Source organism: Haloferula sp. BvORR071, assembly GCF_000739615.1.
Taxonomy (GTDB): domain Bacteria; phylum Verrucomicrobiota; class Verrucomicrobiia; order Verrucomicrobiales; family Akkermansiaceae; genus Haloferula.
Map to the genome: position 1 here is coordinate 124,664 of NZ_BATP01000047.1, position 20,330 is coordinate 144,993.

Below are 20,330 nucleotides of genomic sequence, written 5' to 3' on the forward strand. Positions count from 1 at the left end.
CAAAAGTTTCCCTGAAACGATTTTGTTGCTTTATGAGAAACTTCGGGTATTTCCGCTTTTGTAAGTCGCCGCCATGCCTGTGTTCCCACTCGTTTCCCGGCTCTTGGCCACCGCGCTCTGCGTGGCTGGGGCGGCCGTGGCTGCGGAGGATGCGATGCAGCAAGCGGCTTTGGCTGCGGTGGGGCGTGATCTGTTTCTCGACAAGAGCTTGTCGAATCCGCCGGGTGTAGGCTGCGCGAGTTGCCATGTGCCGGAGGCGGCTTTCGCGGATCCGCGGCCGGTGTCGCCGGGTGCAGTCGCAGGCAGCATGGGGCGCCGGAATGCACCGAGCCTGATGTATGCCGCCCTGATCCCGAACATCGACCAGGAGGACATGCTCCGTGAGGACGGCACCCAGGAGTGGGTCTGGCAAGGTGGCCTCTTCCAGGATGGCAGTGCCCGCACCCTGCACGAGCAGGTCCAGCGGCCCTTCTTCGAGCATGCGGAGATGAATGTCGGCAGCGAGGCCGAGTTGGCGGCGAAGCTGCGGAAGTCGGCCTATGCCGAAAGGCTGAAGTTCGGGATGAAGGATCAGGAGTGGGCGGACGATGCAAAGTTGGCCCAGCGTTCCTACCGTGCTTTGGTCGAGTTTCTGAAGGAGCCGATGTTCCGGCCCTTCGATGCCCGGATCGATGAGTATCTCGCCGGGGATGAGAAGGTTCTAACCGATCAAGAAAAGCGCGGTCTGGTGGTCTTCAAGGAACGCGGCAAGTGTGCGGACTGCCACTTCCTGCAAGCGACTTCCTGGCCGAAGCTGCTGCTGAGTGATTTCGGCTACGACAATCTCGGAGCGCCCTCACGGGGCGAGAAAGATCCAGGCTTGGGTGGGCACACGCTGGTGGAAGGGGAGATCGGTCAATTCCGCGCGCCGAGCCTGCGCAATGTCGCACTCACCGCGCCCTACTTCCACAATGGCTCGATCGCCACGCTGCGCGAAGTGATGGAGTTCTACAATCGCCGCGACCTGGATCCGGAGCGCTGGGGCAAGACCGATTTCCCGGAGACGGTGAATCACAGCGACCTCGGCAATCTGGGGCTCAGCGATGCGGAGATCAGCGACCTGACCGCGCTGATGGATGCCTTCACCGATCGCAGCCTCTTGCAGATGCGGGAGCGCGGTGAGAGCTTCCCCGCAGCAGTGCCGGGCACGCCGGACTCGTGGAAGATGCGAGCTTATTTTCCCGATTGGAACTATGCCGCGCCGATGATGCCGCCGCATGAGCCCTACCGAGGGAAGTGGTTGAGGATGGGGGAGCGGGGAGATGAAGGTGGGCGGAGTGGAGTGAAGAACGATCCCCAAGGGCGGCGATTCCAAGGGTATGTAGTCCCGCCTTTAGGCGGACGAAGCCACCTTGGCGGACCACATCCACCCGAGGGCTATTCGAAATTACCGCTCTTCCCGTACTTCGTCCGCCTAAAGGCGGGACTACATACCCTTGAAGCGGGGCCGCTCTCTATATCACGATGAAAGTCTCTTCTAACAGAACGTCAATTTTCGCGCTGCTGCTGATGGCCGCGGCAATGTTGCCCGCATTCTCCCAGACCGGTCCCCTGGTCGGAACGGTGAAAACCGACGAAGCCTATTTCCTCTATCGTCCCGGGGCGGTGGAGAAGCCTCTTCGCTTGAGCGTGCTGGACGCCAGCCAGCAAGTCGTCGCCACCAGCAATGCCGACAGTGATGACGCGAACGACTACGTGGCAAAATTCCATGTGACGGGGCTACAAGCGGCGACGGCTTACACTTACAAGATCGAGGATCTGTCCGGGGCCTCGCCGGTGCAGCTCGCTGGCCCAGCCGACGGCCTCCACTTCAAAACCCGCATGACCACGGGCACCAAGGGCGTGATCACCACGGCCTTCGTGTCCTGCGCGAACAACACCTCGGAGCCGGTCTGGGAGCGCATCGGAGTGCTCAATCCCGACCAAGTGATTCTCGGCGGCGACACGCCCTATGTGGACGTGGCCGATCTGGCGGGCAGCCGTGACAAGCAGCGCGCATTCCTAGAGACCCCCTTCATGCAGTCGCTGATCCGTGGCAATTCGACAGTAGGCACTTGGGACGACCACGACTTCGGTCTGAACAACGGCAATGGGGTGAGCGCCGCGGACCGCCGTCCCAATACCCGCCGTGCCTTCGTTGAATACCGGGCGCACGATCAATTCGGCACCGGTATCGAGGGTGTCTATCACAAGATCGATCTGGGGGTGATGGAGATCTTCCTGCTCGATCCGCGCTGGTGGTCGCAGACGGAGGCCTCGCCGGTGGACCCCACGAAAAAGACCGCCTTCGGGCCGCAGCAGTGGGCCTGGATCCAGCAGGCGCTGGAGGCATCGCGTGCGCCCTTCAAGGTCCTGACGATCGGCGAGGTTTGGGAGGACAAGAAGAACGCCGAGAACGACGACCAGTTCACCTACTGGTATGAGCGCGATGCGCTCTACGATTTCATCCGCGCGAAAGCGATTCCGGGCGTGGTGGTGGTCGGCGGTGACATTCACGTCTCGCGGCATCTCATCCACCGCCAGCGGCTCGGTTATGACCTGCATGACTTCGTGACCTCGCCGGCGCACACCTCGATCATCCCGAGCCTCGACGTCACCCATCCGGATCTGGAGTGGTCCTCGCAGCAGCCGCGGCAGTTCATGACCCTGACGGCGGATACACGGGTGAATCCAGCCTTGCTGACCGCGCGCTTTTATCTGGCGGATGGCACGATCCAGCGCGAGGTGGCGATTCCCTATGATCAACTGGTGCCGAAGGAGGGCGAGGGTCTGGGCCGTGGTCTGCGGGCATGGTGGTCCTTCGATGGCGATCTGAAGAATCACAGCGTGACCGGCAGCCGCTTCGATGCCACGGCAGTGAATGGTGCTTCGCTGCTGGCTGATGGCGGCTTGCGCGGTGGTGCGGCTTCATTCTCGCGGGCGGGCCAGCAGTACCTGCGGATCGGTCGGCAGACGCTGGATGATACACCGCCACTGTCGGAGCGCGCCGGGCGCAATCCGCTCGATGACAACAGTGCCGCTCACAGCCTCTCGCTGTGGTGCAAGCCGGCGAGCCTGCCTGCCCATGGCAGTGCCGAGCGTTCCTTCCTGCTAGAGAGCGCCTTGGGCGGGAGTGCGGATCCGGGCTATGTGCTGTCGCTCGGCTTCCGCAGCGCGGCGAGTGATCCGGCCAAGATCAATCTGGAACTCTACACTACGACCCTGCAACCCGCAGGCAGCGCCAGCACTGCGCAGCCGACACCGCTGGCGCAGGGACCTTTCGCTTGCGAACTGGATCGAGCGCTTTTCACGAACCGTTGGGCCCACGTGGCGATGACCTTCGATAGCAAGTATCTGCGCCTTTACGTCGATGGCAACGAAGTCGCGGCTCACGCCTTGCCCGTACCAGGACCCGCGGCGGAGACTGCTGGCCTTGTCATCGGCGGTCATCGCAGTGGCACCGGGCGGAACTACGACGGGCTGATCGACGAAGTGGCACTCTGGTCCCGCGCCCTCACGGCAGAGGAGATCATCACGCTGCACCACTCCGGCATCCCGCAGGCACTGCCAAACGAGGTCTCCGCCGCCGATACCGATGGCGACACGCTGGAAGACTGGTGGGAGCATCTCGCAGGACTCGATCCGGCGAATGCCGCCGATGCCTTGGCCGATGCGGATCATGATTCCGTTCCTGCTTGGCTGGAGCGCGCGGCCGGCACCAGTCCGCTGGTCGATGATTCGGCGATGTATGATTACCTGCGCCAGATCGCTGCCCCAGGCGCTCCCAGTGCCGCGATGCTTTTCCGTCATCCCTCGCTGGGGACCTTGAACCTCCATCTCAAGGTCCTGGATTCGGAGAACCTCGGGGATTGGACACCGCTCTTGCCCGATACCGAGATGGCGGGCGATGTGTTTTCGAACGAGTTTCTTTTCAGCCTCCCGACCATGACCGACACGCAGCGCTACTTCCGCATCGAAGCGTCCGACCTTTGATCGCTGTGTCACGAAGTTGCCATAAAGAAACTTTGATGTTGATTTGGAAACACGGCTGAGGAAAGGTCCTACCCGTATTCCTTGAATGCTGGACCTCCGCTTCAAAACGGAAGCTCCACTCTTCCCGCCGGACGCCTGAGCTTGGCGCGATCCGGACATGGCGCGAGCTGCGCCATTTTCCCTCACTCACTCGCGGTCCTCCAATCGGCCAATTGGTTTCTCAAAGAACAATAAAAGAAATCAGGCGGCAACTGCTGCCGTGTTCCGCACACTCTCATGAAAAACCTCGTCCTGCTCTCCATCTTCCCGCTGGCCGCTGCCCTGCCGGCTTCCGCGGCGCTCACCGACAATCTGGTCGCCTACTACAACTTCGAGGAGACCGGCACCGCCGGGATCTCGAACAAGGCGGCGGGTGCCAGCGACCACAACGGCAACTACCTCAATGGCACGAGCTTCGGCGCCGGGGCTGGCTTTGCTGGCAGTGCCGTCTATGCCGGTGCCGAAGCCGGGGCCACGACCAACCGTTCGACATTGCTGGTCGGCAATGCCCTCAACATCGCGAAGAGCGATGCGAGCACGACTGCCGGTTCGGGACAATTCTCAGTGACCACGCTTACCAGTCGCGGCACACCACCAACGGCTGGAGACTATGGCACCCTGGGAACCCAGTTTGCGGTTTCCGCGTGGTTCTACCTTGCACCCGATGCCGACAACACCGGCACCACCGCGGATATCCTCCGCGACTTCGTCTTCGAGTCGCGCCTGAACGGGCCGGACAACACTGCCGTCTTCGACATCTCCTTCGGCACCACGGATGCGGCAGGCACGACCTATGCGTCCTACGTGGCCAGTGTCACGAATGCGGCGAACAACCGCTCGCTTGCCGCCGGGGCCTGGCATCATGTGGTCCATTCCTTTGCCACCTCCGGCACTGATACGGTGATGTCGGTCTACCTCGACGGCGAGTTGGTCGGCACCGGCACTGCGGCGACCACGACGATGGACTTCCGCGGGATCAACTTCGGTGCGAACCGCAGCGGAGCCCGGATCTTCGACGGGATGATGGATGAGGTCGGCGTCTGGAACCGTCCGCTGACTGCGGAAGAGGTGGCCGAGCTCCGCCAGCGCGGCTTGAGCGGCGTGGCGATCACGGCCAGCAAGTTCGCGATCACGCTTGCCGTTTCCCCCGGTGGCGGCGGCAGCGTCGCGGGTGGGGGACTCTACAACCCGGGAGCCCAGGTGCCGGTCTCAGCCACGCCGAATCCCGGTTATGTCTTCGCCGCTTGGGAAGGCGGCTTCACCGGCCAGCCGGCATCCTTCACCCACACCGTGGGTGGCAATATCACGGCCACCGCGACCTTCGGCGAAGACACTGCGGACAGCGACGGCGACGGGCTGAGCAACTACGAGGAGGTGGTGGTCTATCAGACACTGCCGAACAACCCCGACACGGACGGCGACGAGATCCCCGACGGTGCGGAGGTCCTGACAACCGGGACGAATCCGAAGACCAGCGATGCCCAGTTGGTCGCCTTTGTCCGGCAGAATCTCTCGGCGGGAGGCGCCGGCGCCATTGCCCTCTCACCGCTGCGGATCGACCGCAACCCAGGGACGGGTGCGGTCAGTCTCTTCCTCTCTGTGAGCGGCTCCGCCAACCAGACGCTCTGGCAGGACATCGACCTGAGTCAGCCCTCGGTCTCCATCGTGCCCTCCGGGGACGGTTGGAATGTGAGCTTCCCGGCCCCGTCGAACAGCGTGGACAGCTACATCCTGCGCAGCGGCCGGCCATGAACCCTTCCCCCATATCCCCAGCTCCCATGAAACTCCATTGCCTCTTCCTCGCCGCGTCCCTCGGTATGTCCACCGCTTCGCACGCGGTCCTGACCGCCGGACTCGTCGGCTACTTCGATTTTGAATCAAGCCTGACCAACCAAGCCGCCGCGGTGGGCTCCGACTACGGCGGAACCTTCGAAGACGGCAGCCTGACAGAGACGGACGCCATCACCGACTACACCGTGGGTGCCAGCGGCGGCCGCTCCGGCAATGGCCTGAACGTGCAGGTGGCGGGCACCACCGGCTCGGTGAATGGCGTCACGATCCCGATTGGCTTTGGCGGCGGCCAGGATCTGGGCGCCTCCTTCACGGTGAGTTCGTGGGTGAACCTGGATGCCACGACCGCTTCCAATGGATCCGCCCGTTACTTTGTCTATGAAGGGCTGAACAACTTCGATCTCTCGCTGAGCCTGCGCGCGGTCTCCGGTGCGGCTGGCATCAATGACATCCAGGTATTCACCGAAGGCACCAGCGGGGCGATCGCAGCGCAAGCGACCTATGCCGACCTGGCAACGCCGGGGGAGTGGGTGAATATCGTGCAAGTCTACGCGGCAGGCGCGACGAACACCACGATCAGCACCTACATCAACGGCACCCTGCAAGGCACCATGGCCAACGCCAATGCCAACATCAGTGCCACCGGTATCCTGCTTGGCCGTGCCCGAGGTGGCACCAACAACCGCCACTTCGACGGCATGATCGACGAGGTGGGCCTCTGGAACCGGGCCCTCGACCAGGACGAGGTCACCGCCATTTTCACCGCGGGTCAGAATGGCCAGGCAATCCCCGAACCTGCTGCCGCCCTGCTCGGCAGCCTGGGCCTAATCGCCCTGCTGCGTCGGCGCGTGCGGTAAGTTCTTTTGTATTCATTTTCTCTCTAACAACCCGGTATCCATGAAAACCTCACGACTCCATTTGATCGCCTTGGGTTCCATGCTTTCTCTTCCGGCGGCTCAGGCTGGCCTCTCAAGCAATTTGCTCGCCTACTATGACTTCGAGGAAACGGGCGCAGCAGGTCTGGCCAACAAAGCACCCGGTGCGAGTGCCTACAATGCGACTCGCGGTGGCACTCTCTTCGCCGACTGGGCGACGGGCGACAATCCCACCGGTCCCGGCTTTGCGGGCAAGGTTGACTTCACCGCCACGACCAGCGGCGCGAGCGACCGCTCCGACCTGCTGGTGGGCAGAGCGCTGAATCTCGACGATGACCGCAACGAACGCGTGGAGATCCCAATCGGCTCAACGGAGCTGGGCACTTCCTTCACCATCTCCGCCTGGCATGCGCTCACGCCGGGAGCTTCAAATACGAGCAACCGCTACCACGTCTTCGAGTCACCCAATGGCTTCGACATCTCATGGGGCACGGCGAATACCGCCTTCACCAGTGTGCAGGGTTCCTACCAGTATCTCGCCTACATTGGCGAAGGGCCGGCCGGTGGCTTTGGCCCGACGGGAGTAGCCACGCAGACTTGGCATCATGTGGTGCACAGCGTGTCCTCCGATGGCACGACCACGACGCTGCGCCTTTATGTGGACGGTGCCTTCATCGGCAGCCGCACGGTGGCGACCTCGGCGATCAACTTTCCTTCCATCATCCTGGGACGTCATCGCACGGTGGAGACCGCGCAGGACCGCGATTGGGATGGCATGATCGATGAGGTGGCGATCTGGAATCGTGCGCTGAAGCCCAGCGAGGTGACGGAACTCTATGCGCGCGGCACGGAGTCGCTGGCACTGGATGATCCACTACCTGCGGGCAAGGCCTTCGTGGGTGTGGATCCATCCGATCCGGCGATGGGTCAGACCTTTGGCAGCGGGCTCTACAATCTGAACGAAGTGGTGCCGATCGAGGCGGTGCCGCTGCTGGGTCATGTTCTCACCGGCTGGAGCGCTCCTTTCAGCGGCAAGCCGGCGGCCTTCGATCTCACGGTCACAGGCTCGGTATCCTTCACGGCGAACCTGGCCCGCGACACTGCCGATGATGACAGCGACGGGCTCAGTAACTACGAGGAGCTGGTGGTCTATCAGACCGTGCCAGATGATGCGGATACGGATGACGACCAGATTCCCGATGGCGTGGAGGTCTTGCAGACGCATACCAATCCGGTCGTCAGTGAGCAGGCGGCGGTGAGCTACATCCTGGCGAATCTCGGGGCGGCGGGACCGAACGATACCGTGCTGGCTCGGAACACCGTGAACAATACGCTCACCGTGAAGCTGAAGGCAGGGACCTCCGCCACGGTCGGAGTCTGGACCAGTCTGACGCCCGCCAGCGCGGGAGTGACGGCGGGCGCGAGCGCGGGGGATTTCCTGCTGCAGGTGCCGGGGACATCCGACCGGAAGCGCTTTTTCCGGCTTGAGGGCAACAAGCCCTGATCTTGTTGGGGTCGATGGTCGCCAGCGGAAAGGGTGCGGGGGCTCTTGACCCGGTGCCCGCCGCTGGCGATTGTCTTTCGGGAAACATGAACCTCGTCGAACTGGCCTCCCGAATCAAAGCGACCCGCATGGCCAAGGGCTACACGCTCGACCGCGTGGCTGAGATTTCCGGTCTGGGCAAGGGCTTGTTGTCGAAGGTGGAGAACTTCCGGGTCACGCCATCGCTGCCAACCCTGGCGAAGCTCTGCGAGGCGCTCGGGATGAGCTTGTCGGAACTCTTCGAGGGGCTGGATGAGAAGCCGAAGCTGAGCATCACGAGGGTGGCGGAGCGCAAGGAGATCGAACGCGACCGCGACCAATCCGATATCAACTACCACGCGCTGGCCCACGGCCGGCCTGACCGGAACATGGATCCCTTCGTGCTGGATATCCCAGCGGGCGGGGGACGGCGCGAGGCAATGCCGCACGAGGGCGAGGAATTCCTGATCGTGCTGAAGGGCGGGGTGTCCTTCGAATACAACGGCGAGGTGCACCAGCTGAAGGAAGGCGACTCGGCTTACTTCGATGCCGAGGTGGACCACCGGGTCTTCAATCCCGGGGCGAAGGAGGCGAAGCTGCTGTGCGTTTTCCTCGGGCGGCCGATGTGATTTTTCAGGACGCGGCTTCCGCCGCCTTGGGATCGCGGTGGAGATCGACCTTGAAGCCATCCACGGGCTTGGGTTTCATGCCGAGATGCATCGCGAGGGTCATCGCATCGAAGGGCGCGTGGACCTTCACGTCATTGTCGAAATACACGAAGACATCGCGGCCGGACTTTCGCGGTGAGGGTGGGGGAGTGAGGCGCTGGGCCTCCTGCGGGCTCCCGCCCTTGGCCCAGCGGCGTATCTTGCGCTCCCAGGCATCGAGGGCGCGCTTGGTATAGCCGCTCTTGTAGAGTTCATCGTGGCCGTGCAGGCGGACGTAGACGAAGTCTGCGGTGAGGTCCTCGATGAAGGGCCACTTCTTGGCGGCATCAGCGACGACGATGGCGATCTCGTGCTCACGGAGGAGTTCAATGAACTCCGGGATCTCGAAGGAGCGGTGGCGGATTTCGATGGCGTGCCGCAGCCGGACATCAGTGCGCGCCTTGAGCACGGCGCGCTCGGGTAAGCGTCCGTCGTGGGACTTGGCGAGATGCGCAGCCTCCTTGCTGCTGCGCGGAAGGAGCTTGAAGAATGCCTCCAGGAGCGCGCGGTCGTAGCTGAAGCTCGGCGGGAATTGCCAGAGGAAGGGACCCTGCTTTTCGCCGAGCTGGAGTAAGCCCGAGGCGAAGAAGTTCGCGAGTGGTCCTTTGACGTCCTTCAAGCGCCGGATGTGGGTGATGAAGCGATTGCCCTTCACCGAGAAGCGAAAGTTCTCCGGTACTGTGTCGTACCATCTGCGAATGCTGGAGGCGCGCTGAAGGGAATAGAAGGTGCCATTGATCTCGATCGAGCGGAGGGCCCGCGAGGCATACTCCAGCTCGCGGTGCTGGGGCAGCTCCTCCGGATAGAAGACTTTGCGCCATGGCGGATAGGTCCAGCCGGAGATGCCGATGCGGATGTCCCGAGTGGCTTGCGGTGTGAGCGTCTTGCTCATGCATCCCTCTTCGCATCCGGCATGCCAGCCTTGGATGAAGGTCCCCCGGACGGGAAGCCCGCGGCTGGAATTTCTCCCGATGCGCGATGCACGGCTGGCTTTGACATTCTGCAATTCATTCACCATCCGCCGTAGTGCCAGACGAACCATCCGCCACCGAGCGCCTCTTGGTCGTAGTAGTAGCTGGAGCCGACGGGGGCCCCGCTAGGGCTGAAGTAGAAGCCCCGCCTGCCCCAGAGGATCTCGTCCTTGTCGAAGGTGAGCTGCAAGCGAGTCGGGTCGCGATCCGCAGAGGCGAAGGAGAAGAGCCCGATCCAGTGCTTGTCCTTTATCCTCTCGGAGGACGGATGTGACATGGCAAATCGATCAAGGCTGGAGCGGCTGAGGGCGAAGGCCACCTTGAATGGTATGCCGTTCATCCCGAGCATAGCGAGGAAGACCGCAGCGCTGGGATAGAGGAGCCACACGCGCACGCCGTCCATGATGCGGGGAGCTGAGTCGCGCTTCTGATTGCGGTAATTGGCGATCGAGCGCGTGGTGATGCGGAGGAGGATAAAGAGCAAGGCGAGCGTGAAGAGAAGCGCGCCTGCGGCCATCCAGTTCAAGTCATAGCCGGGCACCCTCATACCCCAGAGGAAGCAACAGCAACCGATGCCCAGGGCCACACGCAGTGGCTTGTCATGGGTGGAGGCAAGATATCGGAAAACAGAGTTCATCAGGACGAGCCATCGTGAACCGATTCCTGTTATCCTCAAAATTGATTTGAAGGCCGCCGCTCATCGACTGCGGCGATGATGGCTCGCTGCGGCGGTGAGATTGTTTTGAAACATCGCCTTTGTTAGTCAGTATAAGCTGTATGACAACCGTCGCTCCTCCCGCCGATGGCTCTCCGGCCGTTCCCGCCGTTCAAGCAAAGGCCCAACGCATCACCTCGATCGATGCGCTGCGTGGTTTCGTGATGTTCACGATGATCTTCGTGAATGATCTGGCCGGTGCTCCACGACATTTGGTGCCGGATTGGATGGTCCACTATAGCGACCGTCATCGCGGCGGTAGTGGGATGACCTTAGTCGATCTGGTCTTTCCCGCCTTCATTTTCATCGTCGGCATGTCGATTCCCTTTGCGCTGGGCTCGCGCTTGGCCAAGGGCGAGGCGCTGTGGAAGATCGTGCTGCACATCCTGGGGCGGACGCTGGCGCTGCTGGCGATCGGGATCGTCATGGTGAATGAGTTGCCCGACGCCGGGAATCTCGGGTGGTCGCCCTCACTGTGGGCAGTGCTGATGTTCGGCTCGGCGATCCTTGCCTTCTCATCGCTCACGCCTCCCAGTGGTTTGAGTGTGTCGCCGCGGCCGCGTTTTTGGAAGGTGCTGAATCTGGTAATCCGCAGCATCGGCTATGCGGGGCTGATTTGGCTGGCCTTTGCTTGGCGTGGGAATGAGGCGGAGAACCGGATCATCACGCTCACGCCATTCCACATCAACCGCGACTGGTATGGCATCCTGGGGCTGATCGCCTGGGCTTATCTGGCGGCGGCGCTGATCTTCCTGGTATTCCGTGGCCGCCGGACCGCCTTGCTCGGCTGCGTGGCCTTGATGACCTGTTTCTACGCTGCCGACCGGAAGGGCTTCTTCGAGGATTTCTGGCCGAATCAATACGTCGACTTTGGCAGCACCTTGGGGGCGCAGGCGGCCATTGCCGTTGCCGGGCTGCTGCTCGCCTCGATCCTGGTGGCAGCGGACATGAAGCAGCACCGCACGCGGATTGGTTTTACCCTGCTATTCATCGCTGGCTTCGCTGCCGCGGCGATGCTGACAAAGGGGCTGTACGGAATCAGCAAGAACGCGGCCACCCCTGCCTGGTGCCTGTGGGCGAGTGCCATCACCGCTGCCCTGTGGCTGCTATTCTATCTGGTCTGTGATGTGGCGCGTGCCGGTGTGGTGGCCAAGCCCTTGGCCGTCGCCGGGCAGAATGTGCTGCTGGCTTACCTGATCTCAGAGATGCTGCCATCGCTCCTGCCGCTGCTGCATCTTGACGATTGGTACGGCCATCTTGGGGAAGCATCGCTGGGAGCCGCGGTGGGAAGGTCAATCGGGTGCTCGGTAGTGATACTGGCGGTGACCGCCTTGCTGAATCGCTTGGGCTTCCGCTTGAAACTGTAGGATGGTTTGGAGTCAGGTTAGGATTGGGACACAGAAAGCCCGGTTATTCCAAGCTGGTGTCGCCAGCATGCGTGCTCTTGCTCGCCTTGTTAGGCAGGGTCTTGGCGGCTTGCTCGAGCGTCTCGATCCCTTCCTTTTCTCCCTCGGCCTCAAGAAGGGTTCGGCGACGTTCAGAAAAGATTTCATATTCGGCGGAGGCGAGGGCATCTGCTTCTTCCTTGGACACAGAGCCGGCATTCTCCAAGATATCGCGATCGTTGAATCGCAGAAACTCGTCGAGCTTGCTTTGCCAGTCGCGCAGGAACACCTGCCTCCGGCGTCGCGCCTGATCTTCAGCGAAATCTAGCCACATCACCACGATCCGGTTCAACTCGTCGATCTCACTTTCGGTCAGGAAATTCTTTGCAACGGTCACGTCCGCCTTACGCACGACACTTCCCTTCCAAGTGGTCAGGCCCATATTCGGCTCGGAGGCATTCGCTCGACGATGGATCAGCTCCGCGGCAGTCAGCCCGGTGGCAGCGAAATGGAGCTTGTTCTGGATGATCTGAAAGAAGCGACCGGTATCCGCAGCGGCCGGCTGATAGTCCGCCGCCATGGCAAAGATCTCTTTTACCCGTAAATACATTCGTCGCTCGCTGGCGCGGATATCCCGGATCCGGGCGAGCAATTCGTCGAAGTAATCGGGGATGCCGACCTGAGGGCTGGGCGGGTTCTTCAGGCGCTCGTCATCGAGGGTGAAACCTTTCACCAGGAATTCACGGAGCCGTTCGGTGGCCCAGCGGCGGAACTGCATGCCACGCGCCGACCGGACCCGATAGCCGACCGCAAGGATGGCATCGAGATTGTAGTGTTCGATTAGCCGCGCGACCTCACGGGAGCCCTCTTGGCGAACTATTCGGAATTTCCTAATAGTTGCGGCGGGGTCGATTTCCCCCGTTTCGTAGAGAACTTTCAGATGTTCGTTGATCGTGGGAACCGCGACCTCAAAAAGCTCAGCCATCAGCTTCTGACTGAGCCACAGAGTCTCCTGCTCAAAGCGGCAATCGACGCGGGTCCGGCCGTCCTCCGTAGTATAGAGGAGGAACTCTCCGGCGGGCTCGGGGAGCTGGTTGTCATCGGGCATGCTGCGAGGCCAAGCTACTGGCTCGCTATCATAAGGGCGAGAATTTAGAGAGAGCGTCCCAAGGCCGGAGTCTCGACGGCGGAAAGCTCTGGGGATAGGTTAGATCCGAGATCGGCAAGATCGCGTCTGATTGCACCGCAACAAAAGCATGAAACCAACTGACCAAGCAGGGCATATCATCGCGATGGGTGGCGGAGGATTCTCGATGGAATCCGACAACACTCTGATGGATGACTTCGTCCTCTCGCTGTCACCGCGACAGCCGGCGAAGGTTTGCTTCGTCCCGACTGCCAGCGCAGATTCGGCCACGTATCTGCTGAAGTTCTACCGGGCTTTCAGCGGGCGGGCGATCGCGACAGACCTGACGATTTTCGATCCTGCCTCGACGCCGCGGCGGCCAGCCCGGTCGTCCGAGCTGGAAGCCTTCGTGGCGGAGCAGGACATCATCTACGTCGGTGGCGGCAGCACCGCGAACCTGCTCGCCATCTGGCGGGCGCACGGCTTGGACAAGATCCTGCGCGAGGCATGGCTGAAGGGAAAGATCCTCTGCGGCGTGAGCGCGGGGATGATCTGTTGGTTCCGTTCCTGCGTCACGGATTCCTTCGGTGATGTGGCACCGCTCGATGATGGCTTGGGCCTGATCGATGCTTCGGCCTGCCCGCACTATGATGGCGAGGCCGAGCGCCGCCCGACCTATCAGCGGCTCGTGGGCGAGGGTTTTCAGGCCGGCTATGCTGCCGACGATGGCGCGGCGCTTTACTTCCGGGGCACCGAGCTGGTGGAGGTCATCAGCTCGCAGGCCGGTGCAGCGGCCTACCGCGTGGAGCTGGCCGAGGGAAAGGTCGTCGAGACCAAGCTGCCGGTGCGTCTCCTGGGGACCTGATGAAAGGAGAGGATTGCCTCTGCCGTTTGCGCCGCATGCGACTCGCTGCTGGTCTCGCCTTTGTCCTCGGTATTCTGGCTCCCATCGTCTTGGCGGAGGAAGCTCCGAAGCCGATCCGTGTCGGTGTGCTGTCCGCTTCGGATGCGCCTGCGGCGAATACCAGCCAGGGACTCTACATCAAGATCCTGAAGGACGCGGGCATGGAGGCTGGGCCGGTCTCTGCGCAGATGGTGAAGGACGGTGCCTTGGACAAGCTGGATCTCTTCATCATCGGTGGCGGCAGCGGGACCGCCTTCAACAAATCCCTGGGCCCCGATGGCGGGGCGAAGGTGGAGGCCTTCGTGAAGAAAGGGGGAGGGGCGATGGGCAGTTGCGCGGGCGGCTACTCCTTCGTGCGCGGGCACAATGAGGCCCTGCGCTACATCGAGATCGCCAATGCGGTCTGCATCGATACCGAGAATGGCCGCTGGGTCCGCGGCAGCGGTGAAGTCATGATCTCCCCGCGCGGCGAAGGCCTGTCCCAGCGCAAGATCTTCTACGCGAACGGCCCGCTGTGGAAGATCACCGATGCGCCGGGATTCGGGCGGACGGAGGCGCTGGCGACCTTCGTGACGGACATGAAGAAGGAAGGCGATCCCGGGGGTGTCATGCCCGGCACTCCCGCAATTCTAGCAGGCAGCTTCGGCGAGGGACGCTACGTGCTCTTCAGCGCCCATCCGGAGTTCAAGTGGAAGTATGGCAACACTCCCATGATCGTGGATGCCGCCCGCTGGGTGGTGCGGGGCAAGCTGCCGGAGGAAGAGAAGATCAACTATGCAGCGGTGTTTCCTTCGATGTCAGAGAAGGCGGCGAAGGAGTGACGCCGGATCTTCACGGGTGAATCAAAGGGACGCTTGGGAAGTAGCTGCGATATCGATCCACGTCCCGGGTGAGCAGGGTGAAGCCCTCCGCCTGGGCATGTGCCCCGATAAAGAAATCTGCCAGCGGCGCGCTCTTTGTTCCTCCATTGCGGCGATAGTTGCGGAAGGCTTGGGAGGCGAGAAACAGAGCTTCGCGGGGCAGCTCCAAGTAAATAAGGCCGAGGGATGCCAGAATCGCTTCCACGTCCTCAATCTTGCCTGCCGAGTGGCAGAGCTCGGTGTAGATCAGGGGATTGATCGCTAGCCGGTGAACCAGTCCTGCGAGCTGTCCACTGGACCAGCCGAGCCAAACGGGGTCGGCTCCTGTGATGTCGAGAATCACGTTGGTATCGACCAGGACGAGATCAGTCATCGCTGCGGAGTTCCCTCATCATTTCATCCGTGGTCTTGCCGGCTGTGCGGCTCTTCCAAATGCCAGTGACAGCCTTCAGACGCTCGCGCATTTCCTCCGGCGTGCGCGGGGGACTGACCCGGGATTCCAATACAGCCGCGCTCAGGATCTCGCGGGCCTCTGCCTCCATCGAGCGACCATTGCTTGCCGCCCTGAGGCGAAGCTGCTGTTTCACCGGCTCGGCGAGGTTCCGGATGGTTAAAGTGGTGCTCATGGATAATCTGTAAGCAATGCTAGCATTGCTGTCAAATTGGAGCGGACCAAGCGATCCCGTGAAAAAGGAAAAAGCCCGCCTCCATGCGGAGACGGGCTTGGTCCAAAGGGGGAGTGGTTCGGGTGAACGAACCCAGTTGTCAGCAGAGATCTGCTTCCGAAGTCTTAGTCGCCGAGGCCGAAGCGGACGAAGCGCTTCACCACGAGGGTGTCGCCCACTTCCTTGCCCTTGGCTTCCACGAGCTTCTTGATGGTGGTGTCCGGGTCCTTCACGAAGGCCTGCTCGAGGAGCACGGCTTCGGAGAAGAACTTGCCGATCTTGCCTTCCACGATCTTCTCGATCATCGCTTCGGGCTTGCCTTCGGCGGCGAGCTGGGCGCGGTAGATTTCTTTCTCCGCTTCGACGATGTCGGCGGTGATTTCGTCGCGGGACAGGCCCTTCGGTGCGGCGGCGGCGATGTGCAGGGTGATGTCCTTCACGAGGTCGCGGAACTCATCCTTCGCGGCGGTCTCGCCGGAGGCCGCGGAAACTTCCAAGAGCACGCCGACCTTGCCACCCATGTGGATGTACTGGGCGATCGAGCCACCGTCCTGCAGGTCGAAGCGCTCGAACTTGCGGAGACGGATGTTCTCGCCGAGCTCAAGCACCTTGGCCTTCACGAAGTCTTCGACAGTGCCTTCAGCCTTTTTCACGGCGAGGGCTTCCTCAAGGTTCTTGGCGTCAGAAGCAGCGAGGGTATCAGCAATTTCATCGACGAACTTCACGTAGTTCTCGTTGCGGGAGACGAAGTCGGTCTCGCAGTTCACTTCGATCAGGATGCCGGATTTGCCGTCACTGGTGAGGCGGGCGGCGATGATGCCTTCCGTGCCGCCCCGGGTCGCCATGGTGCTGGACTTCATGATGCCCTTTTCGCGGAGGTACTTCACGGCGGCGTCGATGTCGCCATTGGTTTCCGTGAGTGCCTTCTTGCACTCCATCATGCCGACGTTGGTCTTCTTGCGGAGTTCGTTAACGAGCGATGCAGTAATCATTTTGGGAAGTGGTCGGAGACCGGTTGGGCGGTATTAGAGTCAGGGAAAGGGGCCAGAGAGCTGGAATGAAAACGCGGATCGGCTTTTTGAAAGGCCGGATCCGCGGGAGAGTTCCGGCTGCGGGGATTGCCCGCAGCCGGGGAAATGTGACGGATTAGCCTTTCTTCGCGACCACGATGGCATCCACCAGGTTCTGGAGGATGATGCGGATCGAGCGGACGGCGTCGTCGTTGCCGGGGACCGGGTAGTTCACGATCGAAGGGTCGGCATTGGTGTCGACGATGGCGACGATCGGGATCTCCAGACGGCGGGCTTCGGCGACGGCGATCGACTCACGGGCGGAGTCGACGATCACGATCGCGTCCGGCTTGCCTTCGAGGCCACGGATGCCGCGCAGGTTGCGCAGGAGCTTCTCACGCTCACGGCCGAGCGCGGAGAGTTCCTTCTTGGACATGGCCTTGAATTCCGGCTGCTTCTCGATGGTTTCGAGCCACTTCAGGCGCTCGATCGACTTGCGGACGGTGGTCATGTTCGTGAGCATGCCGCCGAGCCAGCGGTGGTTCACGTAGTATTGGCCGGTGGCTTCAGCAGCCTCACGGACGGCGTCCTGGGCTTGGCGCTTGCAGCCGACGAAAAGGATCTTCTTGCCCTTGCCGGCGAGGTCGGAAAGGAAATCGGAGGCCTTGTCCAGGCACTTCACGGTTTGCTCCAGATTGATGATGTAGATCCCGCCCTTGTCCTTCATGAGGTAGGGCTTCATTTTCGGGTTCCACTTCTTGGTCTGGTGGCCGTAGTGGACGCCGGCGTCCACCATATCGCTGATAAGTTCGTTGATCATTGTGATTCAGTGTGTCCCGCCTTGATTCAGGTCGGGCGATTCTCGGAAAATCCGCCGCTTTTGAGGTCCCTTCCGATCTTCCATTGGTGACATGGCGGCGTGCGAAGGGGCGGGTTGGATAGGGAGGCAGGGGCTGCTTGGCAAGGGAAAAGGCATGAGAATGAAGGGCGAACGCCGAACGCCGAATTTCGAATGGGAGAGGGAGCCGCCCGCGGCGCAGCCGCCTTAGACTACGCGCGACCCTGTCGCCGCCTTCGGCAGGCAACCCTGTTGCTGTGAGCGAGCTCTCGATTCGCCCTTCACCTTTCCCTTCGCCCGACAGCCAGCGGGCGATTTCGATTCCACCCGAAATCCGCGGAACTTCAAAAAGGGGGGGCGTCCCGCCGCGGCAGTTTGACAGCCCGCACACGCCTGCCCAGTCTCCCAATATGCCGCGAACCCCTCTTTCCCGGGCCGGAGTTGCCATCTTGCTCCTCGCCACCGTGCCTTTGGCCGCGGCACCCAAGGTGGTCTTCGCGGAGGAACCGAAGGGCGATGAAAAGCACTTCGTCGAGATCCAAGAGTTGCTTCCCTACCGGGACGGCGTCCTCGGCCTCGAGCGCGGCCTGCACTTCATGAAATACGACTCCAAGGTGGCGGAGAAATTTCCCGTCGGCGGCATCGGCCTCGTCACCAGCATCGGGAAGCTGGGGGATGCCGTGCTTTTCCTAGGCATCAAGGAAAGCGGGGAATGGGTCCTGGCGGAGGAGAAGCCGGGCCAGGAAGTCCGCGTGATCCCCTTGCCCCGCGAGCTCCGGGAGCCGCTGCCGCCCCCTTCTCCAGGCAAGGGCGTGCGTCCTCCGGCGCTGCTAGATTCCTCCCGCTGGCTGGCGCTCACCGGGCCCACCCTCATGTTCGGGGAGCGGACCGTCTGGTGGCTGGAGGGCGAGGAATGGAAAAACCGAAAGCTGCCGGAGGTGCCGAAGTTCTACCCCGAGTTCGAACCCGACGAACTCGGAGGGCAGCGCTACCTGCTCGGGGAGACGCTGTTCGTCGGCTGGGACCACGGCGAGTGGGGCGGCATGCTCGCATCTATCGACCTGAAGGACGAGAAAGCCCAGTGGGTCCACCTCAGCGGCAAGAAGCAGGGCGACACCACCGGCATCCCGGAAAACCAGCCGGTGCGGAAGATCCTCTCCACCGACGGCAAGACCCTCTGGGTGGCCACCGGGCTGGCCCACTTGGGCGGCACTTGGTCGGGTCTCAGCCGCCGCGATGGGGACGGGCGCTGGAGCACCTTGATCAGCACCGTCATCGATGATGTCTCCGGCCCGCTCTCGCTGCCGAAGGATGTCTCCCTGTCCACGATGGCGGCGGATGCCAAGGGCGATGTGTATCTGCTAGGTCAGGGTGCCGGTGCCGGCGTCTTCCGGTTGGAGGAGAAGGCGATCTCCCAAGTGATGGATCATCCCTTCATGCATGTCTACGATGCCGGACCCTATCTGGTCGGGTGCTATCCCGGCGCGATGGCGATCGGGAAGCAGGGGGACATCTTCGTGGCCACGAATGCCTTCGGCACCCTCGCCTTCCACAAGAATGGCGAGGCTTGGAAAGGGCGGCAGATCCTGGTGAAGCAGGATGAGTAAATGCCGCCCGGGTCGGCGGGAATGCAGGGCATAAAGAGCCGCGACCCTAGGGACGCAGGCACCTCTTTGGCGACCTCGTCGCCAGAATTCCGTTGCCCTCCCGGTATGGGCGGACGGACCACCGTGGCGAGCCAAGACGCTTATGTGGATGCCGTGGTGATCTCCCCGCGGTGAGCGGACGGGGAGAGCGGCTCTATGAATTGAGAGGTGCCTTTTCTTCCTCCTCCCAAGTCTCCGGTGTGTACATTACCCGCACGAAGTTCTCCTTGATCTTCTCATCGCGGAGGTGCCTTCCGGTCTTGCGCTCCATCACGCGGCGCCAGATCTCATTGCTGCGGAAGAACTCCTCCCCGCGTTTCAGGAAGCGGTGTCGCTCCTCATAAATCTTGTAGGTCTCGGCGATTTCCTCCGCGGAGCGGAGTTCACCCCACAGGTCCGTGTCGGTGAGCCAGATCTTGAGCTGGAAGGTCTCGGCAGTGTCGTTGCGGAAGGCGAAGTCCACGTAGTTGTAGAAGACCGCGCAGCCGGTGCCGAAGGGCATGCTGCGGTTCTGGTCGGGGAAGGGATCGAAGCTGTGCGCACTGCGCTCCGTGACGGTCAGCGAGCTGTGCAGGACTAGCCAGTTCAGCAGGTTTGCCATTTGGCAGATCCCGCCGCCGATGCCCGACTGGGCCTTGCCCATGGATAATTCCATGCCGGGAAGGAAGCCACGCTTGCGGGTCGGCTTGCCGACGAGGCGGCAGAAGGAGAAGACCTCGCCCGGATGAATCCGAACGCCGTCGACCAAGGGCGCAATGATGGTGAGATTCACCACCTTGTTCTTCTGAAGCTGCATATCCGAGTCGCCCAGTACCTTGATCAAGCGCGAGGAATGTCTTTTTACCAGAAAGGGGAGTTGTCCTTCGTGAGGCCTCGCGAAGCGCTGGCGGTCGCGTAGCCAAGAGATTCGCCGCCGGGTCCTGTGCCAAGCCACGGCGAGTTGATAGAGAAGGGGATGCCGGTGGCTGAGGAGCACGTTGTACCGTTATTTCAAACGGGAAGGGGTCAGGCAATTTCCAAGCGAGTCTTCGCCAATTTTTCACAGTTGGCTCTGACGACGTGCGAGGCGGAATCGTCACTTCTGCTCCGGCTGCTTCGGTCCTTGATACGGGGATTCCCGTAGTTGCTCCGGAATGATTCTGTTAGATGGGCGGTGGCCTCGTCGGGGGATTGAAACGCGAATAGATGCGAGAACTACCCTAACGGGTGCGGGGTCATTTGTCGCGCTCATTCATCGCCTTCTAACAGGCAAGCGCGGCGATGTT

18 protein-coding genes are annotated in these 20,330 nt (G+C 61.9%); 10 read left to right on the forward strand and 8 right to left on the reverse strand.

Annotated features, from left to right (window positions below; all coding sequences use genetic code 11):
• The first annotated feature begins 73 nt into the window (after nt 1-73).
• From BV071_RS24680 to BV071_RS24705, 6 genes are all read left to right on the forward strand, one after another.
• Nucleotides 74-1,507 (forward strand): cytochrome c peroxidase, encoded by a 1,434-nt coding sequence (locus tag BV071_RS24680; RefSeq protein ID WP_035612827.1) that lies wholly within the window; start codon nt 74-76, stop codon nt 1,505-1,507.
• On the forward strand, nt 1,504-4,011 hold the full coding sequence (locus tag BV071_RS24685) for a LamG-like jellyroll fold domain-containing protein (RefSeq protein WP_081886217.1): 2,508 nt from the start codon (nt 1,504-1,506) through the stop codon (nt 4,009-4,011). Before BV071_RS24680 ends, BV071_RS24685 begins: the two co-directional genes overlap by 4 nt.
• Before the next feature lie 276 nt (nt 4,012-4,287).
• Complete coding sequence (locus BV071_RS24690; protein ID WP_035612830.1) at nt 4,288-5,802, forward strand: LamG-like jellyroll fold domain-containing protein; 1,515 nt, start codon at nt 4,288-4,290, stop codon at nt 5,800-5,802.
• Between the two features lie 26 nt (nt 5,803-5,828).
• Entirely contained in the window at nt 5,829-6,698 is an 870-nt protein-coding gene (locus BV071_RS24695) for a LamG domain-containing protein (protein WP_265594835.1), read from the forward strand.
• 40 nt (nt 6,699-6,738) lie between these two features.
• Nucleotides 6,739-8,220 carry a LamG domain-containing protein gene (locus BV071_RS24700; protein ID WP_081886219.1) on the forward strand — a complete coding sequence of 494 codons (1,482 nt, stop codon included), beginning with the start codon at nt 6,739-6,741 and terminating at the stop codon, nt 8,218-8,220.
• Between the two features lie 86 nt (nt 8,221-8,306).
• Nucleotides 8,307-8,867: a cupin domain-containing protein gene (locus BV071_RS24705; RefSeq protein ID WP_035612837.1), complete on the forward strand. Its 561-nt coding sequence runs from the start codon at nt 8,307-8,309 to the stop codon at nt 8,865-8,867.
• Nucleotides 8,868-8,871: 4 nt separating this feature from the next.
• Here BV071_RS24705 and BV071_RS24710 read toward each other — a convergent pair whose 3' ends face one another.
• Entirely contained in the window at nt 8,872-9,837 is a 966-nt protein-coding gene (locus BV071_RS24710) for a DUF72 domain-containing protein (RefSeq protein ID WP_052573870.1), read from the reverse strand.
• A 119-nt stretch (nt 9,838-9,956) separates the two neighbouring features.
• The gene (locus BV071_RS24715) at nt 9,957-10,553 is read right to left on the reverse strand and encodes a hypothetical protein (RefSeq protein ID WP_265594836.1); all 597 of its coding nucleotides are present in this window, start codon (nt 10,551-10,553) and stop codon (nt 9,957-9,959) included.
• A 140-nt stretch (nt 10,554-10,693) separates the two neighbouring features.
• On the opposite strand from BV071_RS24715, the gene BV071_RS24720 reads away from it, so the two are divergent.
• Nucleotides 10,694-11,998: a DUF5009 domain-containing protein gene (locus BV071_RS24720; RefSeq protein WP_035612843.1), complete on the forward strand. Its 1,305-nt coding sequence runs from the start codon at nt 10,694-10,696 to the stop codon at nt 11,996-11,998.
• Between the two features lie 43 nt (nt 11,999-12,041).
• On the opposite strand, the gene BV071_RS24725 is transcribed toward BV071_RS24720, so the two are convergent.
• A complete protein-coding gene (locus tag BV071_RS24725) occupies nt 12,042-13,124 on the reverse strand; it encodes a virulence RhuM family protein (RefSeq protein ID WP_035612846.1) in 1,083 nt (360 codons plus the stop codon).
• 148 nt (nt 13,125-13,272) lie between these two features.
• Here BV071_RS24725 and BV071_RS24730 point away from each other — a divergent pair, with 148 nt between their 5' ends.
• Nucleotides 13,273-14,007 carry a peptidase E gene (locus tag BV071_RS24730; RefSeq protein ID WP_035612848.1) on the forward strand — a complete coding sequence of 245 codons (735 nt, stop codon included), beginning with the start codon at nt 13,273-13,275 and terminating at the stop codon, nt 14,005-14,007.
• Complete coding sequence (locus BV071_RS24735) at nt 14,007-14,867, forward strand: BPL-N domain-containing protein (RefSeq protein WP_265594837.1); 861 nt, start codon at nt 14,007-14,009, stop codon at nt 14,865-14,867. The genes BV071_RS24730 and BV071_RS24735 overlap by 1 nt, the downstream gene beginning before the upstream one ends.
• Nucleotides 14,868-14,877: 10 nt before the next feature.
• On the opposite strand, the gene BV071_RS24740 is transcribed toward BV071_RS24735, so the two are convergent.
• From BV071_RS24740 to rpsB, 4 genes are all read right to left on the reverse strand, one after another.
• Nucleotides 14,878-15,279 (reverse strand): type II toxin-antitoxin system VapC family toxin, encoded by a 402-nt coding sequence (locus BV071_RS24740; protein ID WP_035612855.1) that lies wholly within the window; start codon nt 15,277-15,279, stop codon nt 14,878-14,880.
• Nucleotides 15,272-15,532: a hypothetical protein gene (locus tag BV071_RS24745; RefSeq protein ID WP_052573860.1), complete on the reverse strand. Its 261-nt coding sequence runs from the start codon at nt 15,530-15,532 to the stop codon at nt 15,272-15,274. Before BV071_RS24745 ends, BV071_RS24740 begins: the two co-directional genes overlap by 8 nt.
• Nucleotides 15,533-15,696: 164 nt before the next feature.
• Nucleotides 15,697-16,563, reverse strand: coding sequence for a translation elongation factor Ts (gene tsf / locus BV071_RS24750; RefSeq protein ID WP_035612857.1), 867 nt, complete (start codon nt 16,561-16,563; stop codon nt 15,697-15,699).
• 154 nt (nt 16,564-16,717) lie between these two features.
• Nucleotides 16,718-17,401, reverse strand: coding sequence for a 30S ribosomal protein S2 (rpsB, locus tag BV071_RS24755; protein WP_035612858.1), 684 nt, complete (start codon nt 17,399-17,401; stop codon nt 16,718-16,720).
• Between the two features lie 428 nt (nt 17,402-17,829).
• On the opposite strand from rpsB, the gene BV071_RS24760 reads away from it, so the two are divergent.
• Nucleotides 17,830-19,026, forward strand: coding sequence for a hypothetical protein (locus BV071_RS24760; protein WP_265594838.1), 1,197 nt, complete (start codon nt 17,830-17,832; stop codon nt 19,024-19,026).
• 193 nt (nt 19,027-19,219) lie between these two features.
• Here BV071_RS24760 and BV071_RS24765 read toward each other — a convergent pair whose 3' ends face one another.
• Nucleotides 19,220-19,888 carry a VanW family protein gene (locus BV071_RS24765; RefSeq protein ID WP_265594839.1) on the reverse strand — a complete coding sequence of 223 codons (669 nt, stop codon included), beginning with the start codon at nt 19,886-19,888 and terminating at the stop codon, nt 19,220-19,222.
• Between the last annotated feature and the right edge of the window lie 442 nt (nt 19,889-20,330).